17 protein-coding genes and 1 pseudogene are annotated in these 18,980 nt (G+C 66.1%); 3 read left to right on the forward strand and 15 right to left on the reverse strand.

Features of this window, described 5'->3' with window-relative positions; all coding sequences use genetic code 11:
- Together EN742_RS04875 and EN742_RS04880 are read right to left on the reverse strand one after the other, a co-directional pair.
- On the reverse strand, positions 1 to 395 hold a 395-nt coding region (locus EN742_RS04875; protein WP_128332501.1), incomplete at its 3' end, for a methyltransferase domain-containing protein.
- Positions 396 to 638: 243 nt separating this feature from the next.
- Entirely contained in the window at positions 639 to 2,750 is a 2,112-nt protein-coding gene (locus EN742_RS04880; protein ID WP_126055107.1) for an ABC transporter ATP-binding protein/permease, read from the reverse strand.
- Positions 2,751 to 2,952: 202 nt separating this feature from the next.
- On the opposite strand from EN742_RS04880, the gene EN742_RS04885 reads away from it, so the two are divergent.
- Positions 2,953 to 3,204 (forward strand): Hpt domain-containing protein, encoded by a 252-nt coding sequence (locus EN742_RS04885; protein WP_245455482.1) that lies wholly within the window; start codon positions 2,953 to 2,955, stop codon positions 3,202 to 3,204.
- 30 nt (positions 3,205 to 3,234) lie between these two features.
- Here EN742_RS04885 and EN742_RS04890 read toward each other — a convergent pair whose 3' ends face one another.
- From EN742_RS04890 to EN742_RS04920, 7 genes are all read right to left on the reverse strand, one after another.
- Complete coding sequence (locus EN742_RS04890; protein ID WP_189375180.1) at positions 3,235 to 4,662, reverse strand: glycosyltransferase; 1,428 nt, start codon at positions 4,660 to 4,662, stop codon at positions 3,235 to 3,237.
- Positions 4,659 to 5,696 carry a HEAT repeat domain-containing protein gene (locus EN742_RS04895; protein WP_126055108.1) on the reverse strand — a complete coding sequence of 346 codons (1,038 nt, stop codon included), beginning with the start codon at positions 5,694 to 5,696 and terminating at the stop codon, positions 4,659 to 4,661. Before EN742_RS04895 ends, EN742_RS04890 begins: the two co-directional genes overlap by 4 nt.
- Before the next feature lie 2 nt (positions 5,697 to 5,698).
- On the reverse strand, positions 5,699 to 7,456 hold the full coding sequence (locus EN742_RS04900; RefSeq protein ID WP_128332502.1) for a YaiO family outer membrane beta-barrel protein: 1,758 nt from the start codon (positions 7,454 to 7,456) through the stop codon (positions 5,699 to 5,701).
- Positions 7,456 to 7,842: a response regulator gene (locus EN742_RS04905; RefSeq protein ID WP_127407633.1), complete on the reverse strand. Its 387-nt coding sequence runs from the start codon at positions 7,840 to 7,842 to the stop codon at positions 7,456 to 7,458. Before EN742_RS04905 ends, EN742_RS04900 begins: the two co-directional genes overlap by 1 nt.
- 268 nt (positions 7,843 to 8,110) lie before the next feature.
- Entirely contained in the window at positions 8,111 to 8,491 is a 381-nt protein-coding gene (locus EN742_RS04910) for a response regulator (protein WP_126055111.1), read from the reverse strand.
- Positions 8,492 to 8,496: 5 nt separating this feature from the next.
- On the reverse strand, positions 8,497 to 10,938 hold the full coding sequence (locus tag EN742_RS04915) for an ATP-binding protein (RefSeq protein WP_126055112.1): 2,442 nt from the start codon (positions 10,936 to 10,938) through the stop codon (positions 8,497 to 8,499).
- A 139-nt stretch (positions 10,939 to 11,077) separates the two neighbouring features.
- Complete coding sequence (locus EN742_RS04920) at positions 11,078 to 11,344, reverse strand: alpha/beta hydrolase (protein ID WP_128332503.1); 267 nt, start codon at positions 11,342 to 11,344, stop codon at positions 11,078 to 11,080.
- A 17-nt stretch (positions 11,345 to 11,361) separates the two neighbouring features.
- Between EN742_RS04920 and EN742_RS04925 the strand changes: the two genes are divergently transcribed.
- On the forward strand, positions 11,362 to 11,532 hold the full coding sequence (locus EN742_RS04925) for a dihydrofolate reductase family protein (protein ID WP_245482552.1): 171 nt from the start codon (positions 11,362 to 11,364) through the stop codon (positions 11,530 to 11,532).
- A gap of 64 nt (positions 11,533 to 11,596) precedes the next feature.
- Here the strand turns inward: EN742_RS04925 and EN742_RS04930 are convergent, their stop codons facing one another.
- The 5 genes from EN742_RS04930 to EN742_RS04950 are packed head-to-tail and all read right to left on the reverse strand — an operon-like array spanning position 11,597 to position 17,932.
- Positions 11,597 to 12,469 (reverse strand): patatin-like phospholipase family protein, encoded by an 873-nt coding sequence (locus tag EN742_RS04930; protein WP_126055114.1) that lies wholly within the window; start codon positions 12,467 to 12,469, stop codon positions 11,597 to 11,599.
- A gap of 26 nt (positions 12,470 to 12,495) precedes the next feature.
- Positions 12,496 to 13,866: a pitrilysin family protein gene (locus EN742_RS04935; protein ID WP_245482414.1), complete on the reverse strand. Its 1,371-nt coding sequence runs from the start codon at positions 13,864 to 13,866 to the stop codon at positions 12,496 to 12,498.
- Positions 13,867 to 13,892: 26 nt separating this feature from the next.
- Positions 13,893 to 15,248, reverse strand: coding sequence for a pitrilysin family protein (locus tag EN742_RS04940; protein WP_127422645.1), 1,356 nt, complete (start codon positions 15,246 to 15,248; stop codon positions 13,893 to 13,895).
- Between the two features lie 15 nt (positions 15,249 to 15,263).
- Positions 15,264 to 15,884, reverse strand: a complete 621-nt coding sequence (rsmD, locus tag EN742_RS04945; RefSeq protein WP_128332504.1) for a 16S rRNA (guanine(966)-N(2))-methyltransferase RsmD — start codon at positions 15,882 to 15,884, stop codon at positions 15,264 to 15,266.
- Entirely contained in the window at positions 15,881 to 17,932 is a 2,052-nt protein-coding gene (locus EN742_RS04950; RefSeq protein WP_128332505.1) for a pseudouridine synthase, read from the reverse strand. The genes rsmD and EN742_RS04950 overlap by 4 nt, the downstream gene beginning before the upstream one ends.
- Positions 17,933 to 18,112: 180 nt before the next feature.
- Between EN742_RS04950 and EN742_RS04955 the strand changes: the two genes are divergently transcribed.
- On the forward strand, positions 18,113 to 18,565 hold the full coding sequence (locus EN742_RS04955) for a nucleoside deaminase (protein WP_126055118.1): 453 nt from the start codon (positions 18,113 to 18,115) through the stop codon (positions 18,563 to 18,565).
- Between the two features lie 81 nt (positions 18,566 to 18,646).
- Here EN742_RS04955 and EN742_RS04960 read toward each other — a convergent pair.
- Positions 18,647 to 18,980, reverse strand: a pseudogene (locus EN742_RS04960) (hypothetical protein); the annotation flags it as partial.

Below are 18,980 nucleotides of genomic sequence, written 5' to 3' on the forward strand. Positions count from 1 at the left end.
GTCTTAAGGCGGCCGAGGAAACCCAGATCCGGGATGTGTTCGAGCACGTCGAACATGGCGACGAGATCCCACTGGCTGGCGAGCGCCTCATCCCAATCGACGAAGCGAACGCCCTTGGGCAGCGGAAACTCGGCGATGTCGCAGCCGGCGCAATCGGCGACCCCGGTTATCTTCGCGGCTTCGACGAAGGTGCCGGTGCCGTATCCGATTTCCAGCACGGACCGAGGAACCTCGCCGGTGATGCCCAGCACCCAGCCAAGCCGCTGGTATCCGAGCTTGATGGTCCGGTCACTGAGGTCCTCGTAATAAGAAATGTACTGCTTGTCGTACTTGATCGGTGTGAAGTCGATCTGGTGGATCACGCCAAACCGGTCCACCTCGTAGTTGTCCAACATGAGCCAGCCGCCTCCGGATGCCGCATTCCTTACACGGCGGAGCTGAACGCGAGGTAACCGGCCGGGCTGGCCCAAATCCCGGCAAAAATGGCGGCGCCAGCCCCCACACCGGCCGCTGCGCGGCCGCCTCTCCCCAATTCATGGGGGAGAGGAAACCCAAGTCTTTCAGGGCCGCGACCAACGGTGGTTGGCGTTTCCTCTCCCTCACAAAGCGGGGAGTACCATATGCGATGCCCTGCCACCTCACTCGACCTCACGCCGCGCTCCACCCCGCGCGCCGCTTCCCCACAGGGCGCGCTGGAACACATTCCGCTTGACCTTGCGCGGCACGAGCTCGATGTCGCTGACCAGCTTGGCGCCGCCCTTGCGGCGCTCGAGCGTGATCTTGCGGCTGTGGAAGGCTTCCAGCTCGGCGCGGTGCGCCACGCTGATGATGGTGACCTTGGGCAGTTCGTGGATGATGGTCTGCATCATCTTGTCCTGGCTCTTCTCGTCCAATGCCGAGGTCGCCTCGTCGAGCACGATGATATCGGGGCTGTGCAAGAGCAGGCGCGCGAAGGCGAGGCGCTGCTTTTCGCCACCCGACAGCGTCTGGTCCCATGGCGCGTCTTCCTCGATCCTGGCGGCCAGATAGGCGAGGCCGACCTTGTCGAGGGCGGCATTGATCTCCTCGACCGTCCAGTTGTCGGCGGCGGCGGGATAGGCGACGGCGCGGCGCAGCGTGCCGGAAGGGATGTAGGGCCGCTGCGGCAGCATGAACAGCCGCCTGTCGGCGTGGAAATTGACGCTGCCGCCGCCCCACGGCCACAGGCCGGCGACGGCCCGCACCAGCGTCGACTTGCCCGAGCCGGATTCGCCGGCCACCAGCACCCGCTCGCCCGGCTCGATCGCGACCTCGGTCTCCTTGACCACCGAGGTGCCGTCGTCGAGCGTCACCGAGAGATTATCGAGGCTGAGCATGGCGCCATCTTCAGTCTCGCCGCGCTGGATGCGTCCCAGCGCATCGCTCAGTTCGGCGCGCTCCAGCCCGTCGAGCGACATCATCAGCGAGGCGACGCGTCGCGCGCAGGCGTTCCAGTCGGCGAGGCGCGGGTAATTGTCGACCAGCCAGCCGAAAGCGCCCTGCACAATGCCGAAGGCGGAAGCGGCCTGCATCACCTCGCCAAGCGACATGTTGCCTTCGAGGAATTTCGGCGCGCACAGCAGGATCGGCACGACGGGCGCAAACAGGCTCGACCCCTGCGACACTAGCGCCGTGCGCATGTGCTGGCCGGTCAGCAGCGCCCATTGCCTCAGAACATGGCCGAAATTCCTGTCGATGCCGCTGCGTTCCTCGTCCTCGCCGCCGAGCAAGGCGATGCTCTCGCCGTTCTCGCGCACGCGCGTCAGCGTGTAGCGCAGCTCGGCCTCCGCCTGGTTCTTGCGCTCGGAGAGCTGGACGAAGTTGCGACCGATGACCACCATCGAGGTCGAGGTGATGGCGGCATAGATGACAGCGGCGATGACCAGGAAGCCGGGAATGGTGATGGTCTCGCCGGCGATCGGCAGGGTGAGCGCCCCACCGATCGTCCACAGCACCACGATGAAGGTCGAGGCGGCGAGAAACGCCACCAGGACGCCTGAGATGAAATCGACGGGCGAATCGGTGGCGATGCGCAGATCCTCGGTCATGCGGGCTTCGGGGTTCTGGTGGTCGCCGCTGACCAGGTTCAGCTGATAGTAGCGGCCGCTGGCCAGCCAGCGCGAGATGACCGCGGTGGTCAGCCAGGAACGCCAGCGGCGCTGGATCGTCATGCGCAGATAGACCTGCGCAACGACAAGGCTTCCGTTGGCGAACACGAGCGGCAGGAAGACGGCGGTGAGGAGATAGACGGTGCGGGCGTCGCGCTGCTCGAGGGCGTCGAAGATCGAACGGTTCCAGACATTGATGCCGTACTGGACGCCGACATTGATGCAGATCAGGATCAACAGCCCGATCGTGAACGGCCAGGCGAGCCTGTCGCCGCGCCGGCTCCAGTAGCCGCGGGCGCTGATCCAGAAACGCCGCAGCAGATATTTCTTGCGCGCCTGCTCGGCTTCTTCGGGGGTCAGCTTCGGATCGGGTTCGACGGCCTCCGGCGGCGGCGCGGCCTCGCCGTTGACCTCGGGAGCCGAGGCCTTCTCTTCGCGCGACTTCTCTTGGCTCGATTCCTCCTGGCGCGATTTCTCTGCCCTCGTTTTCTCTGGACGCGCCTTCTCTCCGCGCGACTTCTCTTCGTCTGGCGTCCCTGGGCGCGACCGCTTCTGGCGTGACTTCGGGGCACCGCGCGGTTTGGCGCCGGCGGCCGGCTTCGGTTTGGAATCAACTTCTGACATCAGCCGACAACGGCTTCAAAATCAGAAGGTTTCATGCCGTCGGCTCGATAGTCCGGCTGCCGGCAGCCCTGACCAGCACTTGCAACGGCCTGACGCCACCCAGCAATCCCGCCCCGGCCATTCCAACACGCCCGACTTTCTGTTTGAATGCCGCCGACATTCGAATGGAGTGCGGCCCATTTCAAACGATCCCTTCGCCCCCTTGCGGGAGCGTTTCCTGGCCCGGTGCGCCGATCAGCTCGCGGAGCTGAAGGCCGCGCGGGAGCAAGGTCCCCTGCCCGACGTGACCAAGCTCGCCCACTCGCTGGCGGGAGCCGGCGGAACATTCGGCTTTGCGGAGATCAGTGCCAAGGCAGCGGCGCTGGAGACGCTGCTGGTCGAACAGGCGGATGGCGGTGCCATTGACGCAGCGCTCGATGCGCTGATCGCGGAGATCGAGCGCACGCTGCAATGACGCGAATGGCCGGGCGCGAACCGGCCGCGCCTATTTCTTGGCGCCGCCGAGGCCGGTCCTGGTCATCTCGCCCCAGCCCTGGTTGCCGCGCAAAAACTGCCACCAGCCCTTCACGCGCCAGAAATTGTTGAGCTGGCGGTAGCCGAAATTCTCGATCACGGCGACCGCCGTCAGCACGGCCAGGTCCCTGGCGCGAGGAAAGCGTTGCAACTCGGCCTCTTCGAGGACGAGCGAGCAGACGCTGACGCAGACGCCATAGGTGAAGACGAGTGAAGTGAAGGCGAGCAGATATTCGCCCGACAGGATGCCGAGCAGCCAGAAGGCCGGGATCAATATATAGCCCAGCACCTCGGCCACCGGCCCCAGCACGTCGACGATCAGTATGTGGCCGAAGCCGAGGAAGCCGACGCGGCCGTAGCGCGGGTTGAACAGCATCGCGCGGTAGCGGAAGAAGCATTCGAGCGCGCCGCGCTGCCAGCGCGTGCGCTGCCTGCCCAGCACGCTCAGCGTCTCCGGCGCCTCGGTCCAGCACACCGGCTCGGGAACGAACTGGATGCGGTATTTGCGCCTGGTATCGCGCATGTGGCGGTGCAGCTTGATGACGAGGTCGAGGTCTTCGCCCATCGAACCCTGGGTGAAGCCGCCGACCGCCACCACTTCGGCGCGGCGGAACATGCCGAAGGCGCCGGAGACCAGCATCAGCGTGTTGATGCGGCTCCAGGCAAGCCTGGCCATCAGGAAAGCGCGCAGGTATTCGACCACCTGCAGCAGCGGCAGCAGGCGCCACGGCAGGCGCACCTCGCGCACCCTGCCCGCCTCGATCCGCGAGCCGTTGGCGATGCGGATCGTGCCGCCGACAGCGATGGTGCGCTCCGGATCGTCGATGAAGGGTTGCGCCGCGCGCATCAGCGCGTCGGGTTCGAGGATGGAATCGCCGTCGATGACGCAGAACAGCGGCGCGCGGCAGACATTGATGCCGGCATTCTGGGCATCGGCCTTGCCGCCATTCTCCTTGTCGACCACGAACAGCCGCTCGGTCATCGGCGAGGAATAGAGGCCGCGGATCGGCTGGTGCGCCAGTTCCTCCTCGTAGGGCCGGTGGAACTTCACCAGCCTGAAGGCCTCGATCAGGCGCTGCAGCGTGTCGTCCTTCGAGCCGTCGTTGATGACGATCACCTCGAAATTCGGATATTCGAGCGCCAGCATGGAATGGACGCTCTCGACCACGTTCAGTGCCTCGTTGTAGGCGGGCACCAAAAGCGCGATCGGCGGCGCGACGTCGCCATAGCGGTGCCAGAGCAGCGCCGAGCGCGCCACCGGCGGGCGCATGGACAGCGCGTAGGCGGCGACGATGAGCTGCAACAGGTAGATCGCCGTTTGCGCCAGCCCGGCCCCGATGATGAACCAGGACAGGATTGAGGCTGTCAGAACGATCTGGTGGCTCCAGTCGGCGATCATGTGGCAGGGCCCTCGGCAAGGATGAGCGAGGCGGTGCGCTGGCTGCGCGAGACGTCGCTGGCGGCCATCGCGCGCAGCATCTTTTCGCCGGGCTGGCCGAAGGAGCGCAGCGCGTTGGCGGCGGCATAGCGCACGGTCCACACCTCGTCGTCCATCAGCCCGGCGAGCGTCGCAGCGAGTTCGCTGAGGCCGAGGCGGCCGGCGGCGTCGGCGGCGTCGGCGCGCACGTCGAGGTCGTCGCTCGCCATCGCGCTCGCCAGGATGGACGGCGCGTCGGCATGGCCGGTCAGGCCGAGCGCGCGGAGCGCGGCGGCGGCGACCTCGGGTGAGGCATCGCCGGCGAGGCTGGCGAAGAAATCGGCGAAGCCGAAGCCGCCGGCGCGGGCCAGCGCTTCGATCGCGGCCGCCCTGACGACTGGCACGCCGTCCGCGCGCGATGCATGCACCGCAAGCTCGTTGAAGCGCGTCCGCGGAAAGCGCCTGAACAGCTCGATGACGCGCCGCGAGCGCTGCCCCGCCACGCCGATATTGTCCAGTACGAAGTCGAGCAGCGGCAGGCTGCCGAGATCGCTGAGCGCGATGGCCGCGGCGATCCTGACTTCGCGCGAGCGGTCCTCGGCCAGCGCCGAAAGCAGGCGTGCCGACGCATCCTCCGAATCCAGCGCCGCGAGCATCTCGGCGGCGTGGATGCGTTCGGCGACGTTGCCTCGTTCAAGCTGCCTGCCGACACGGGCCGGCATGCCGCATTCCTTGAAGGCGGCAAGGACGTCGTCGTGCTCCGCGCCGCGCAGCAGCGACAGGAATTCGAAGCCGGCATTGATCGCCACCCCGGCCGGCACCGCGAGGATGGCCGCCTTCAGGGCCTCGCGGTCGCGGTTTTCGGTGAAGGCGATCAGCGCCGTCAGAAGCTGGCGCCGCTGATCGGCGGCGGCAGTGCTCCGGCGCTCCTGCAGCACCCGGCGCGCGATCAAAAGCAGCATGATCACCAGCGAAAGGGCGCTGAGCAGAATGGACATGTCCCAGACCAGCCACATGATCAGAACCGCGCGGTCAGACCGAGCCCGAATATGGTCCGGTCGAAGGTCGGGCGTTGCTCGTGCGCCAGGCTGGCGCGCAGCGTCAGCGGATCGCTGACATCCCAGGAAAGGCCACCGAAGACGGTGCGCGTCGGCACCAGCGTGCCGTCGGAGATTTCCGGCGCGTCGGCGTAACCGCCGAACAGGTTGAAGCGGGGCGTCACCACAAGATCGGCGCGCAGCACATAACCGTCGGCGCGCGTGCCGATATCGTCCTCGGCGTGCACCCAGCGGGCGGAAAGCCCGAGGCGGCCATCGAGGATGTAGCCCTGCACCCAGGGCGAGATGGTGGTGACGCCGGCATTGGCGAAATCGTCGTAGCGGGCGTCGATGTTGAGCGAGACCGGACCGAATTGCCTGGCCGGCGCCATGACCTGCCAGGACGCGCCGGCACCGATCGAGTAGCGCGCCAGGAAATCGGCGTCCGGGGTCGCTGTCGCCAGCGCATAGGCGGAGAAGGCGGGCGAAAAGGCCTGGTCGATGCGGCCCTCGACCTGGACGTCGGTATGGCCGTAGCGGGTCGCCACCCGGCTGCGGCCCGAAATGGTCGTTGCCGGCGACAGCCGATAGGCAAGACCTGCCGAACTGTCGGTCCAGTCGCCGAGCCCGTCGCTGAGATCGCTCATCTCTGTGCCGAAATCGAGCCGCCATTTGCGCGGCGGCGGCACGGCCAGCCTCTGCTCGATGTCGGCGGAGCCGGGCTCGATGGCCAGCGCCTGTCGGTAGGCCAGCCGCGCGGCGGCGTCGTCACCCTCGGCGCGGCGCACATCGCCGATGCCGACCAGCGCCTCGGCATTGCGCGGATCGACCGCAAATGCGCGCTGGAACGACTGTTCGGCCCGCCTGTAATCCGCTTCCAGCAGGGCAATCCTGGCGTCGAGGTTCAGCACCTCGACATTGTCCGGCGCCGAAGCCAGCGCCTCATCGGCCAGCGCGCGGGCGCGCGGCAAATCGCCCTGCCAGATCGCCAGGCGCACCTTGCCGAGGCGAGCGTCGAGCAGGCCGGGGTCGATGGCCAACGCCCTGTCGAAAAAATGCCCGGCCACGTCGAAGCGCTGGCCGGAGCCGACGACAAGGCCAAGGGCGACCAGTATGTCGGTGTTCTTCGGCGCCAGCCTTAGCGCCCGGCGATAGGCCTGCTCGGCCTCTGGCAGCTTGCCCGCCGCCCTGAGCCGCCTGCCCTGCTGCATCAGCCCGGCGACGGGATCCGCCCGCCGCGGGGGCGCCTTCTTCGCGGGCACTGCAGCCGCCGGAGCGGGCTTCACCTTGCTGCCGGCGGCGGCCTGCTTTGCCTTGCGAATGGTCTCAACCAGCGCCGCGGCGTCGGCATTGCCGGGCTCGGCGCGGACCACCGATTCGGCCAGCGGCAGTGCCGCATCCAGATTGCCGGAGCGGAACTCAACCTCGGCCAGGCCGAAGCTGGCATCCTGATAGGCCGGGGCAAGCGAGAGCGCACCGGAAAAGGCCTCGCGCGCGGCCGGCAGATCGTTGCGGCCGAGCTCGGCAAAGCCGAGCTGCACCAGAACATCGGCATTGCCGGGTTTCAGCGCCAGCGCGCGCTTGAGCAGGTCCGCCGCCTCATCGAAATGCTGGGCTTGCCTTGCCTTGACGCCGGACGCGTAGAGCTCGTCGGCGGTCTGGGCCAATGAGACGCCGGGAGATGCGGCGATTGCCAGGAACATGCATGCGGCAATGGCGGCGCGCCGGCTTCGCTGCATCAGCGCTTGTTCCGCGCGATCAGGCGCGCAAGCCGGGCCAGGAGTTCTTCGGGGATGAACGGCTTCACCAGGTAGTCGTCGGCACCCTTTTCGAGCGCCGAGACGATGTCCTTTTCGGCCTTGCGCGCGGTCAGCATGACGACCGGGGTTTCGGACAGAGCCGGATCGCCCTTGATGCGCGCCAGCACCTCGATGCCGTCCGCCTTGGGCATCATGGCGTCGAGCACGATGATGTCGGGCCCGTCGCGCTCCGCCTTCGAAAGCGCTTCGGCCCCATCCACCGCCTTGATGACCTCGTATCCCTTCGCCCTCAGCCTGAATTCCATCAGCTCGAGCAGCAACGGATCGTCATCGCAGATCAGAATTCTTGCCTTCGCTCCGTTCACCTGTCCTGCTCCGGTTCCGTCGCCCCCCGGAGTGATCAATCCATGGACCGCCATCCGCCAATGCGGGTCCATGCCATAGTTCCGCGCGGGTGTTCCCCGCGCCCGCCAACGCCGCGTAATCATAGATAAAGCCGATTCGCGACGGCCGCATTTCGATACAATCAGTAGATGAATATGAGGGCATGGTATAGGAGCCGTAAACGGCGCCGCACAGCTTCCGCAGCAGCTTATCGCCTATACCGGCCGCGTGGACATCCGAAGCAGGCCGTCAGCCCGTTCGTAGCGCAAGCAGCTTGCTGACTTCACCGGCAAGCGCCAGCGGGTCGAAGGGTTTGGCGATGACCCCGACTGCCCCCATGGCCAGATAGTGTTCGACCTGATGCGTCTGGGTGCGCGCCGTGATGAACGCCACGGGTATCGATGCCGTAAGCGGCGAGGCGGCCAGCCGCTTCAGCGTCTCCGGCCCGTCCATGTCCGGCATCATCACGTCGAGCAGGATGAGGTTGGGCTGCCAATCGGCGGCGACCGCCAGTGCTTCGGCGCCAGAAGAGCAGGACCGCACCTCGAACCGCGGCTCGAGTTCGAGCGACATTTGGGCGATCTCGCGAATGTCGTCCTCGTCATCCACATAGAGTATCCTTGTCGACATCAACCTTACTCCCTTGCTTGCACGGTGGGTCCCGCTGCGTTGCGGGACGCAACCAACATGCGTCGGACCAGCTTGGCCACGTCGATCTCCGACGCCCTGGTCTTGGTCATCATCGCCTGCACCCGGTCGCCGAGTTTCTCGTCCATCTCCGCCGCCGAGAACACGATAACTCCGGTCTCCTGCGGCAGATCGATGAGCAGATCCAGCCCCGATCCGTCAGGAAGCGCGATGTCGAGGATGACCAGGTCGTAGCGATGCTTCGCGACCGCCCGCCGCGCCTCCTGCAGCGTTTTCGCCGAAGCGATCAAGACGTCCGGACCCAGCCCCGCCGACATTACGGCAAGCACACCTTCGTCGTCCTCGACGTGGAGGATCCTCGGCCTCCGCTCGACCTTGCCGGCGACGATCTTGGCGAGAGCGGCATGAAGCCGCGTCGAATCCACCGGCTTTTCCAGCCAGTCGACGATGCCGACGGCGGTGCCGTTCAGCGAACGCTTGGCCTCATCGGCGACGGCGGAGATGACGATGACCGAAATGTCGGAATTCACCGGTGACGCCCTGATGTCGTGAAAGAGCTTGATACCGGATTCCCCGGCAAGCTTGATATCGAGCGTCAGCGCCACATAGTCGCGGGTGCGCAGGAGCGCCATGGCGGTGTCGATGTCGGGGGCGACGTCGCTGGAAAAGCCTTCCGCATCGAGGAGTGCCGCGATCACCGCCGCGACATCGGTCTCGTCCTCGCAAATGAGAACACGCAGGCGGCCATCGCGCGGCCGCGATCGACGCTCCGTCGCAACCGGCTTCTCGGCCTGCCTTTGCGCTTCGGCAAGGTCGACGTGGAACGAGGTTCCCTTGCCTTCCTCGGTTTCGAAGGAAACGGCGCCGCCCAGCTTTTCCACGATGGTCTTGACGATGCTCAAGCCGAGACCGGTACCGCCCTGCTTGCGGGTGCTCGACGCGTCCGCCTGCTCGAACTTGCCGAATATGCGGCTGCGGAATGCCTCGGGAATGCCAGCGCCCTGATCGATCACCGAGATGCGCAGCATGTCACGATCGCGGCGCTCCAGTTTCACCGTCACGGTGCCGTCGGCGTCGGAGAACTTGATTGCATTCGACAGGAGATTGGCCATCACCTGATGCAGGCGATCCTCATCGATGTTGGCCTCGGCGCGCGGGGCATCGTCGACCAGGACGATGCGGATTCGGCCATCGGCCCTATAGTTGGAACTGGCGGCAATGGCCTGCTCCAGCAGGGGGCGAACAGGCATCTGCCTGATCTTGAAGGCGATCACGCCCGATTCGATCTTCTCCATGTCGAGGATGTCGTTGATGAGAAGAACCAGCCTCTCGCTGTTGTTGTGGGCGATGTTGATGAGGTTGGCGGCCTTTGGCGGCAGTTCGCCCGCCACTCCGGCCGCGATCAGGCCAAGCGAACCGCGGATTGATGTCAGCGGGGTGCGCAATTCATGGCTGACCGTCGAGATGAAATCGTTCTTGAGCTGGGCATTTCGTTTCTGCTCCGTGATGTCGCGATTGTAGGTGATGACGCCGGTGATCTTGCCGGCCTCGTCGCGGAACGGCGCCTTCAGCGTGTAGAGCCAGCCCTGCCTGCCGTCCGGGAAAACCGCCGGCTGGTCGATGCGCAGCGTCTGCCCGGCCTCCAGCGCGCCCATCTCGTCCTGCCGGAAGCGCTCAGCCACATCCTTCGGATAGAAATCGAAATCCGTCTTGCCGATAAGGTTCTCGACCGAAGTGGCTCTCACCATTTCGGCGGTCGCCGGATTGGCCGCGATGAAGCGGCCGTCGACATCCTTTATGTTGAGGCAATCCGGCAGCTCGCGAACCATGGCCCGGTAGATCATGTTGGACATTGCGAGTTCGCGCCGTCGCTCCTGGCGGTCGAGCAGCACGCTGATGATGATGGTGCTGAGGAAGCGGAAAACGAGGGACGGGAACGTGCTCAGCTGCACCATGCCGGCGACGACCTGGGGTGGGATGACCAGAAGCGTGATCAGCCCGGCGAGAGCGACCGACACGCCGAGGCCGAAAATGTCGAAGATGGTGCGCGTTCGGGCGGCGACGATGTGATGCCATGCAATGCCAACGACAGCCGTGATGAGGATGCCCACGATTCCGATGCTCGCGCCCTGCCCGCCGAGATGAATGCGATAGGCAATCGAACCGGCGGTGGCGATGATCATTGCAGGCCATCCGCCGAAGAACGCGGCGGCGGCGATGAAGGCTGCGCGCAGATCGACGATGAAGCCGGCGACAGAGAGCGCCGTCGCCATGGAAATGATCGCGCCGGCGCACATGACCACGCCGAGAATCAGCGACCGCCTCCGCCGCGAAAGTCGCCCGGTGAAATCCGCCACAAGGTCCCAGGCGACCACCAGGATGGAGACCAGCGCAAGATTGGCGAGGAGTGAGCGCCAGATATCGGTCATGACTTTCCGGCTCCTTTTCTCCGATAGATACCGGCAAAACCTATCCGAGGTCTAAAGAGCCGTGGACCGGTCTGAGCGACAATGGGACAGGCCGAAACGCCGAATCGGCGACCAGTGCGAAGCGTCAGGCCCGACGCGATCATCGCCCAGCGAACGGCGCATATGTCGACGACCTCCGGCCGCAGGCTAGGTGGCGGAAGGTCGATGGTGGCTGCGCCACCCAGGCCTCGATCTGCTGCGTGACGAAGGCAGCCGCCTGGTGGTGGATGAAATGGCCGGCGCCAGGCAGCGCCACCACGGAAGAGACGTTGTCGACCTCGCGGAACGTGCCGTCGAAGGCACTGGCCGGAACATAGCGGCCGTCGGCGCCGAAGATCACCAAAGTCGGCGCCCTTACCAAAGGCAAATGGCGTCGCCAAGCAGTTGCTGGGGCATGGCCTGGTCGACCGCATCCGCCTGCTCATCTATCCCGGCGTCGTCGGCCACGGCAAGCCGCTGTTTGCGCCCGGCGGGCGAGTGCCGCTCGAGCTGATTTCGGCAACGCCGTTCAGCAACGGCGTGGTGGCGCTGGAATATGCAACCGCGAAGTCTTGATGCAGCTTCGCAGGGGACGGCGATGATGGCCACCTCACCCACTTGGGAGATCGGCAGCTTTCCCTCACCCGGCCTTCTTGCCCCGCTTGCCCTTCACGGCAGCCCTGCCCTCCAGCACCCGCTCGACCTCGCGCTTCAGCTGGTCCTTGATCTCGACCGTCTCGGCCATCAGTGTGTCGATCTTGAGGAAGTCGAGCACGCGGTACTTCGACACGTTCGGGCGGATCAGTATGTCGGGCGGGCACTGCCGCAGCTTGTTGGCGATGATCGACTGCATCATCAACTGCGTGGCGCCGTACATCAGATCGACGGTGGTCGGGTGCCGGCGCTCGGCCTCGCTCGGCGCGCCGACGACGTCGATGGCGATGATAATGTCGGCGTCCTTTTCGATGAGGTCAAAGGGCACGGGGTTGTAGATGCCACCGTCGATCAGCACGCGGCCGTCGCGCGTCACCGGACGGAACACCGCCGGAATGGCGGCGGAAGCGGCCAATGCCGAATGCAGGTCGCCGTCCTCGAAGACGGCGAGCTTGTGGCCGAAATAGTCGGTCGCCGTCACTTTCAGTGGGATCTTCAGCTGTGCGAAGGTTTCCGGGATGGCGTCGGGCAGGAAGGATTTCAGGATGCGCTCGACATTGAACTGGCTGACGCGGATGCCGTTCTGCATAGCCTCGGCGATGGTTCCCGGTCTTGCCCGCCACATGCGCGAGGCCACCTCGGCGCGGCTGCCGAGGATAGAACGGGCATAGGCGTGGATCTCCGCCCCGGTCATGCCGGAGGCCATGCCGGCGCCCATGATGGCGCCAATCGAGGAGCCGGCGATCGCCGCCGGCCTGATGCCGAGCTCGTCCAGTGCCTCTATTGCGTGGATGTGCGCGAGACCGCGCGCGCCGCCGCCACCGAAGGCAACGCCGAAGGTGGGACCGCCGCTAGCCATTGCTCACCATCTTCCCGCCCCGGGCCTCATCCCTTGCTTCCTAGCGGTGGACCGACGACCATGATGGCGGGATCGGACGACAAAAGCTTCTTCGCCGCGGCCTTGACGTCGGCGATCGTCACCGCGTTGATGAGGGCCGCGCGACGCTGCAGATAGTCGATGCCGAGATTGTCGAGCTGCAGTTCCAGCAGCGTCGCGGCGATAGAAGCCGAAGAGTCCAGATTGTTGATGGCATAGGCGCCGATCATGTATTTCTTGGCCGCCTCGAGTTCGACTTCGGTCGGACCCTGCTCCGCCATCCCCTTCACCACCTGGCGCACCAATGCGAGCGTCTCGGCGGCACGGTCCGAGCGAGTCGCGGTGGTGATGACCAACGCGTTGGAATGCTCGTGGTCGACCAGGTTGGAATCGACGCCATAGGCAAGGCCGCGCTTTTCCCGCACCTCTTCATACAGGCGCGAGGTGAAGGTGCCGCCGCCGAGGATATCGTTCACCAGCACGGCGGCGAAGAAATCCGGTGCGCTGCGCTTCACGCCGGGATAGGCGAACTGCAGCGAGGTCTGCGGCAGGTCGTAGTCGACTTCCAGCTGCTGGCCGAGCTTCGGTTGGGTGTCGGCGATCGGGGCGAGCGCCTGCTTCTGCGGCAGGTCGCCAAACAGCTGGTCGAGCTTCCGCCTCAGGGTTGCCGCGTCGATGTCGCCGACCACGGCGACATGCAGGCCGTCGCGGGCGAAACTTGCCTTGTGGAAAGCGCCGAGGTCCTGCGGCGTGATCGCGGCGATGCTCTGCCTGGTGCCTTCATCGGGCCTCGAATAGGGATGCTCGCCATAGATCGCGCTTAGCCATTTGCGCTGGGCGATCGCGTTCGGGTCGCGCTCGTTGGCGATGATGCCCGACAGCACCTGGGCGCGCACGCGGTCGAGCGGCGCCTGGTCGAAGCGCGGTCTGTTGACGGCAAGCGTCAATAGGTCGAAGGCGGCGTCCTTCCCTTCCGACAGCATGCGCATCGAGCCATAGGTGCCATCGCGCTGCGCGTCGAAGCTCATCTCGGCGCCGGCATCGTCAAGTTTCACCTGGAAGGCGTCGCTGTCGAGGTCGCCGGCGCCCTCGTCGAACAGGCCGGTCATCAGGTTGGCAAGCCCTTCCTTGCCAGCCGGGTCCTGCGCCGTGCCGCCGTCGAAGACGAAGCGGATGGCGACGATCGGCACCGTATGATCCTCGACCAGCCAGGCGGTGATGCCCTTTTCAGACTTCACCTCCTGGATGTTCATCGCGGCACGGGCGGCAAGCGCCGGCAGGACGAGGAAGAACAAGGTAAAGCAAAGGGTGGCGAAGGCGCGTGCCAATTTCCCGTCTCTCCTTGAAGGAAAATGGTGAGCGTGGTGGGGAAAAGGCATCGTACGGCTGAGCTGGTGCGTCATCATCAATTCCCCGCCTGTTGCTGCGGCAGAAGATAGCCGGTCGTCGAATGATCGAGCACAAGATAGCGAGCGGCGACCGTCTTGACCTCCTCGGCGGTGACCTTGCGGATGCGGTCCGGCCATTCCAGGACGTCGCGCACATTGCCGCCCGTGGCCAGCGTCGCGCCGTACATGTTGGCCATGTCGTCCTGCTTGTCGCGGGCGAAGATCATCGAGCGGACATAGCGCTGCTTGGCCTTTTCCAGCTCGTCATCGGTGACGCCGTCCCTGGCGATGCGGGCGACCTCGGCGTTGACCGCCGCTTCGACATCGGCGAGCCTGGCATCGCCGCGCGGCGCGGCGTAGACGGTGAAGTTGGTGGCGTCGAGCATGGTGCCCTGGAAGAAGGCGCCGGCTTCCGCGGCAATGCCCTGCTTGACCACGAGCTGCTGGTAGAGCCGGCTGCGGTTGCCACCGCCAAGGATCTCGGCCAGCAGGTCGAGCGCCTCGGCCTCGCCTGGCTGGGCCGTGTGATAGGACGGCACCACCCACTGGGTCGAGAAGCTCGGCACGGAAACGCGCGCGTCCGTCAGCGTCACCGTCCGTTTGGTGTTCTGCTCTGGCTCGACCGGGCGAATGCGCGGCGGCAGGTCCGGGCCGCGCGCGACCTTGCCGTAGGTCTTCCCGGCCAGCGCCTTCACCGTGTCGGGCTCGACATCGCCGGCCACCACCAGCACGGCGTTGTTCGGCCGGTAATACTTGTCATAGAAGGCGATCGCGTCGGTGCGGTTCAGTTGTTCCATCTCCTGCATCCAGCCGATGACCGGGATGCGGTAGGGCTGGTTCTGCCAGAGCGTGGCGTCGACTTCCTCGTCCAGCACCGCCTGCGGGTTGTTGTCGATGCGCGAACGGCGTTCCTCAAGGATCACGTCGCGTTCGGTCTTGATGACGTCGTCGGTAAGGATGAGATTGCGCATGCGGTCGGCCTCGAAGGCCATCATCTCGCCCAGCGCCGACGGGGCCACCGTCTCGTGGAAGGCTGTGTAGTCGTAGGAAGTGAAGGCGTTGTTGGAGCCGCCGATCTCCGAGACGGCGCGATCGAACTCGCCGGCGGCGTGGTTGGTCGTCGCCTTGAACATCAGGTGTTCGAAGAAATGCGCGATGCCGGACTTGCCGGCCGGCTCGTCGGCGCTGCCGATCTTGTACCACACCATATGGGTGACGATCGGCGCGCGATGGTCGGGGATGACCACCACCTCCATGCCGTTGTCGAGCAGGAAATCCGTGACCTTGCCGTCATCGGCGGCGAGTGCGGGGTCGGTCAGGAACAGCGAAGTGGTGAGCAAGACTCTCCGCAGCCATTCAGTATGGGGTGTCATTGATGGCTCCGGTTCTCATTGCGGGACGATAGGCAAGGTTGCCAGCCGAGGCAAAGTGAATTGTTCGTCATTTTCGAGGCGCTCACCCCGCCTTGATGACCGGATCACCGTTTCGCCGTAGCCGCGCTCGTCGACCACGGCGAACCCCTCGCCGGCATCGAACGGGGCGGAAGCCACTTCCTCGACCACGCAGAGCGCGCCGGGCAGCAACCAACCGCCTTGTCTCGCGGAGCGCAGGGCGCGCTCGCCCAGGCCCTTGCCGTAAGGTGGATCGGCGAAGACGAGGCCGAAGGCGGCAAGCGTGCCGGCCTCGCCCAGAGCGGTGGCGTCGCGCCGGAAAATCTTGGTGCGGCTGGTCAGCCCGAACGTCTCGACATTGCTGCGGATCAGGCCGCGTCCCTCGGCCGATTCCTCGATGAAGACGCCATAGGAAGCGCCGCGCGACAGCGCCTCGAGGCCGAGCGCGCCCGTACCGGCGAAGAGGTCGAGCACGCGTGCGCCATCGAGCTTATCTGCAAAACGGTGCGCCAGCACGTTGAACACCGCCTCGCGGGTGCGGTCGGTGGTCGGACGGATGGCATTGCTGCGTGGCGTCGCCAGCGGACGCCCGCGAAACTCACCACCGACGATCCTCATCTGGTGCGGGAACCCTTGGGGCCACCACGTGGCCTGTCACCACCAGGCCTGCCGCCGCCTTCCGGCCGGTCGCCTCGCGGCTTGCTGTACGGCTTGGCGCCACCTGGCTTGCCGCCAGGCTTGCCATATGCCGGCTTGAACGAGGCCTTGCGCGCCTTGGCGTCGGCCGCCTTGGCCGCATCGGCCTCCGCCCTGCCCTTGCCAATCGGACGCGCGCCTGGCGCCATCCAGACATTGGCCTTGCGCTGACCGGGCGGCTCGATCGGCCGCTGCTCGCGTTCGGCCTTCTTGCCGCCGAAACGGGGCTTGTCGCCAAAACCGCCACGAGGTTTGTCGCCGAAGCCGGAACGCTCCGGCTTCGCGCCGCGCTCGCCGAACGCCCGGTCGGGCTTGGTCGAAAGCTTGCCCAGCGCCTCGTCGCGGCTGCCCTCGCGGCGCTTGCGCGCCTTGATCAGGCCGCCCTCGCCGATCGGCCGGCGGTCGCCGTCGCGAGAGAATTTCGGCGGTTCGGCCCCTTCGCGGCGCGGCTCGGTGCGGCGCACCGGCCTGTTGGAGAAGGGTTTTGCAATCTCGGCATCGAAATTGGCGCCGGATTCCTCGATCAGGCGCTCGCCGAGCTGCTCACGCAGCACGCGGCCCTTGATCTCCAGCACATGGCCCTCCGGCAGATCCTCGAGCTGGAACGGCCCGTAGGAAATGCGGATCAGCCGCGTCACCTCGAGGCCGAGCGCGCCCAGGATGTTCTTGACCTCGCGGTTCTTGCCTTCGCGCAGGCCGATCGTCAGCCAGGCATTGGTGCCCTGTTCGCGGTCGAGGCTGGCTTCGATCGCGCCATAGAAGACGCCGTCGACGGCGATGCCTTCGCGCAAGCCCGCGAGCGCGCTTTCCTCGACCTTGCCGTGGACGCGCACGCGGTAGCGCCTGAGCCAGCCGGTGGCCGGCAATTCGAGCACGCGCGACAGGCCGCCGTCATTGGTGAGCAGCAGCAGCCCTTCGGTGTTGATGTCGAGGCGACCGATGGTCATCAGCCGCGGCAGTTCGGCCGGCAGCACGTCGAAGACGGTCTTGCGGCCCTCGGGATCGCGGTTGGTGGTGACGACGCCGGCCGGCTTGTGGAACAGGAACAGCCGAGTGCGCTCGATCTTGGGGATTTCCATGCCGTCGAGATGGACGATGTCGTCGGGCATCACGTTGAAGGCCGGCGAGGACAGCACCTTGCCGTTGACCTTGACGCGGCCGGCGGCGATCAGTTCCTCGGCGTCGCGGCGCGAGGCCAGGCCGGCGCGGGCAAGCCGCTTGGCGATGCGCTCGCCGGCTTCCTCAGCGGCTTCGGCGGGACGCGGGCGAGGCTTGAAGCCGCCGCCTGATGCGCCTTGCGGCCGCTCGCCAAAGTCACGCTTGGGACGATCGCTGAAGTCGCGCTTGGGACGATCCGCGAAGTCGCGTTTCGGACGGTCCGCGAAATCTCGCTTCGGGTGGTCGCCAAAATCACGCTTGGGCCGTTCGAAACGTTTTTCGCCGCCCTCGCCTGACGCGGCCACCGGCCGGTCGCCGCGCGGGGCGTAGGGCTTGCGCGGTCCCTTCTCATAAGGCTTGCCCTCGGGGCGCGGTCCCTTGCGGAACGGCTTTTCGCCGCGCGGGCCAGCGCCCTCGCTCGCCTCACGCGGCAAGTATTCGCGCTTAAAGTCGCGCGCCGGCCGCTCACCGTCCGCTGCCATCGGCCGATCACCACGCGGCGCATAGGGCTTGCGCGGTCCGTCGCGCTTCTCGAAGGGCTTGCCCTCGGGACGCGGCGCCTTGCGGAACGGCTTTTCCGCCCGCGCCGCACCAGCCTCACGAGGCCGGTCGCCGCTTTTGAAATTGCGCTTTGGCCGCTCGCCTTCGGCGGCTATCGGCCGGTCGCCACGCGGCGCGTAGGGCTTCTTGGCGCCGAAAGACGGCTTGCCGCCTTTGCTGGCGGCGCCGTCGCGGCTGCGCGATCCCGCGGCTTTCGGACCGCCCCTGACCGGACCCTTTTTAGCCCGGAATTTCTTGTCGTTGTCGTCCATGTGGCCTTTGCCTGTTTGCGCTGCTACAGCGTGGCGCATCCTTTCGGGCGCGCAAAGGACGCTGTAGCACTTTGATTTGGCGCATGATCGTTTCCGAAAACCGAGTCCGATTTTCGAGGTTAGGCGCTAGATAACAGGATCGCTGTCGGGTGGCGAGGAGATAATCGGAATGGAAACCGCGTGAAGCGGCCGGATTTCATGGCATTGGCGCTTGAGGAGGCGGCAGCCGCCGCGCAGCGCGGAGAAGTGCCGGTGGGCGCGGTCATCGCCAGCCGCGGCATCGTCGTGGCAAGAGCCGGCAACCGCACCCGCGAGCTTGCCGACCCGACGGCGCATGCCGAGATGCTGGCCATCCGCCAGGCCTGCGAAAAGCTCGCCAGCGAGCGGCTCACCGGCCACGATCTCTATGTGACGCTGGAGCCCTGCGCCATGTGCGCGGGCGCCATCTCCTTCGCGAGGCTGCGCCGGCTTTATTTCGGCGCCGTCGACGAGAAGGGCGGCGCGGTGGTCAACGGCGTGCGCTTCTTCGCCTCGCCGACCTGCCACCACGCGCCGGACATCTATCCGGGCATGGGCGAGAGCGAGGCATCGCTCATTCTCAAGGATTTTTTCCGCGAGCGGCGCGAGGTCTAGCCACGATTTTTGGACGATGGCGGGACCGAGGAGGCGCGAAAGATAGCTACCGCTGTCGTTGTGCAGCGATGCGCTGAAACCTTACCACCAGTCGAACCAGCCGCCGCTCTTGCTCTTGGCGGCCGCCTCCTTCTTGAGGCGGCGTTCCTTCTTGTACTCGTCCTCGCCGAGTTCGCCCTGCGGCGCTGTGCCGGCTGCGACGCGATAGGCCAGCGGCGGCTCGCTGAGATATTTGCGGGTGTTCGGGTCGCCCTGCTTGCCCTCTGCCATGCGACGCTGGATCTCGGCGGCGCGGCCCTTGTCGGAGTCCTCCGGCGACCAGCGCGGCGGATGGCTCGAAGCCGAGTCCGCCAACGCCTTCTTCACCGCGGTCGGATCGGTCTGCACGTCGTCGACGATCTGCGACTGATAGGAC

Source organism: Mesorhizobium sp. M4A.F.Ca.ET.020.02.1.1, assembly GCF_004022645.1.
In the GTDB taxonomy this organism is placed as follows: Bacteria; Pseudomonadota; Alphaproteobacteria; order Rhizobiales; family Rhizobiaceae; genus Mesorhizobium.

Coding starts and splice junctions, on each gene's coding strand:
- EN742_RS04950 (WP_128332505.1), bottom strand. CDS start 17,932: ATGGACGACAACGACAAGAAATTCCGGGCTAAAAAGGGTCCGGTCAGG.
- EN742_RS04880 (WP_126055107.1), bottom strand. CDS start 2,750: ATGTCAGAAGTTGATTCCAAACCGAAGCCGGCCGCCGGCGCCAAACCG.
- EN742_RS04910 (WP_126055111.1), bottom strand. CDS start 8,491: ATGTCGACAAGGATACTCTATGTGGATGACGAGGACGACATTCGCGAG.
- EN742_RS04935 (WP_245482414.1), bottom strand. CDS start 13,866: ATGCCTTTTCCCCACCACGCTCACCATTTTCCTTCAAGGAGAGACGGG.
- EN742_RS04930 (WP_126055114.1), bottom strand. CDS start 12,469: ATGGCTAGCGGCGGTCCCACCTTCGGCGTTGCCTTCGGTGGCGGCGGC.
- EN742_RS04900 (WP_128332502.1), bottom strand. CDS start 7,456: ATGCAGCGAAGCCGGCGCGCCGCCATTGCCGCATGCATGTTCCTGGCA.
- EN742_RS04915 (WP_126055112.1), bottom strand. CDS start 10,938: ATGACCGATATCTGGCGCTCACTCCTCGCCAATCTTGCGCTGGTCTCC.
- EN742_RS04895 (WP_126055108.1), bottom strand. CDS start 5,696: ATGTGGCTGGTCTGGGACATGTCCATTCTGCTCAGCGCCCTTTCGCTG.
- EN742_RS04890 (WP_189375180.1), bottom strand. CDS start 4,662: ATGATCGCCGACTGGAGCCACCAGATCGTTCTGACAGCCTCAATCCTG.
- EN742_RS04940 (WP_127422645.1), bottom strand. CDS start 15,248: ATGACACCCCATACTGAATGGCTGCGGAGAGTCTTGCTCACCACTTCG.
- rsmD (WP_128332504.1), bottom strand. CDS start 15,884: ATGAGGATCGTCGGTGGTGAGTTTCGCGGGCGTCCGCTGGCGACGCCA.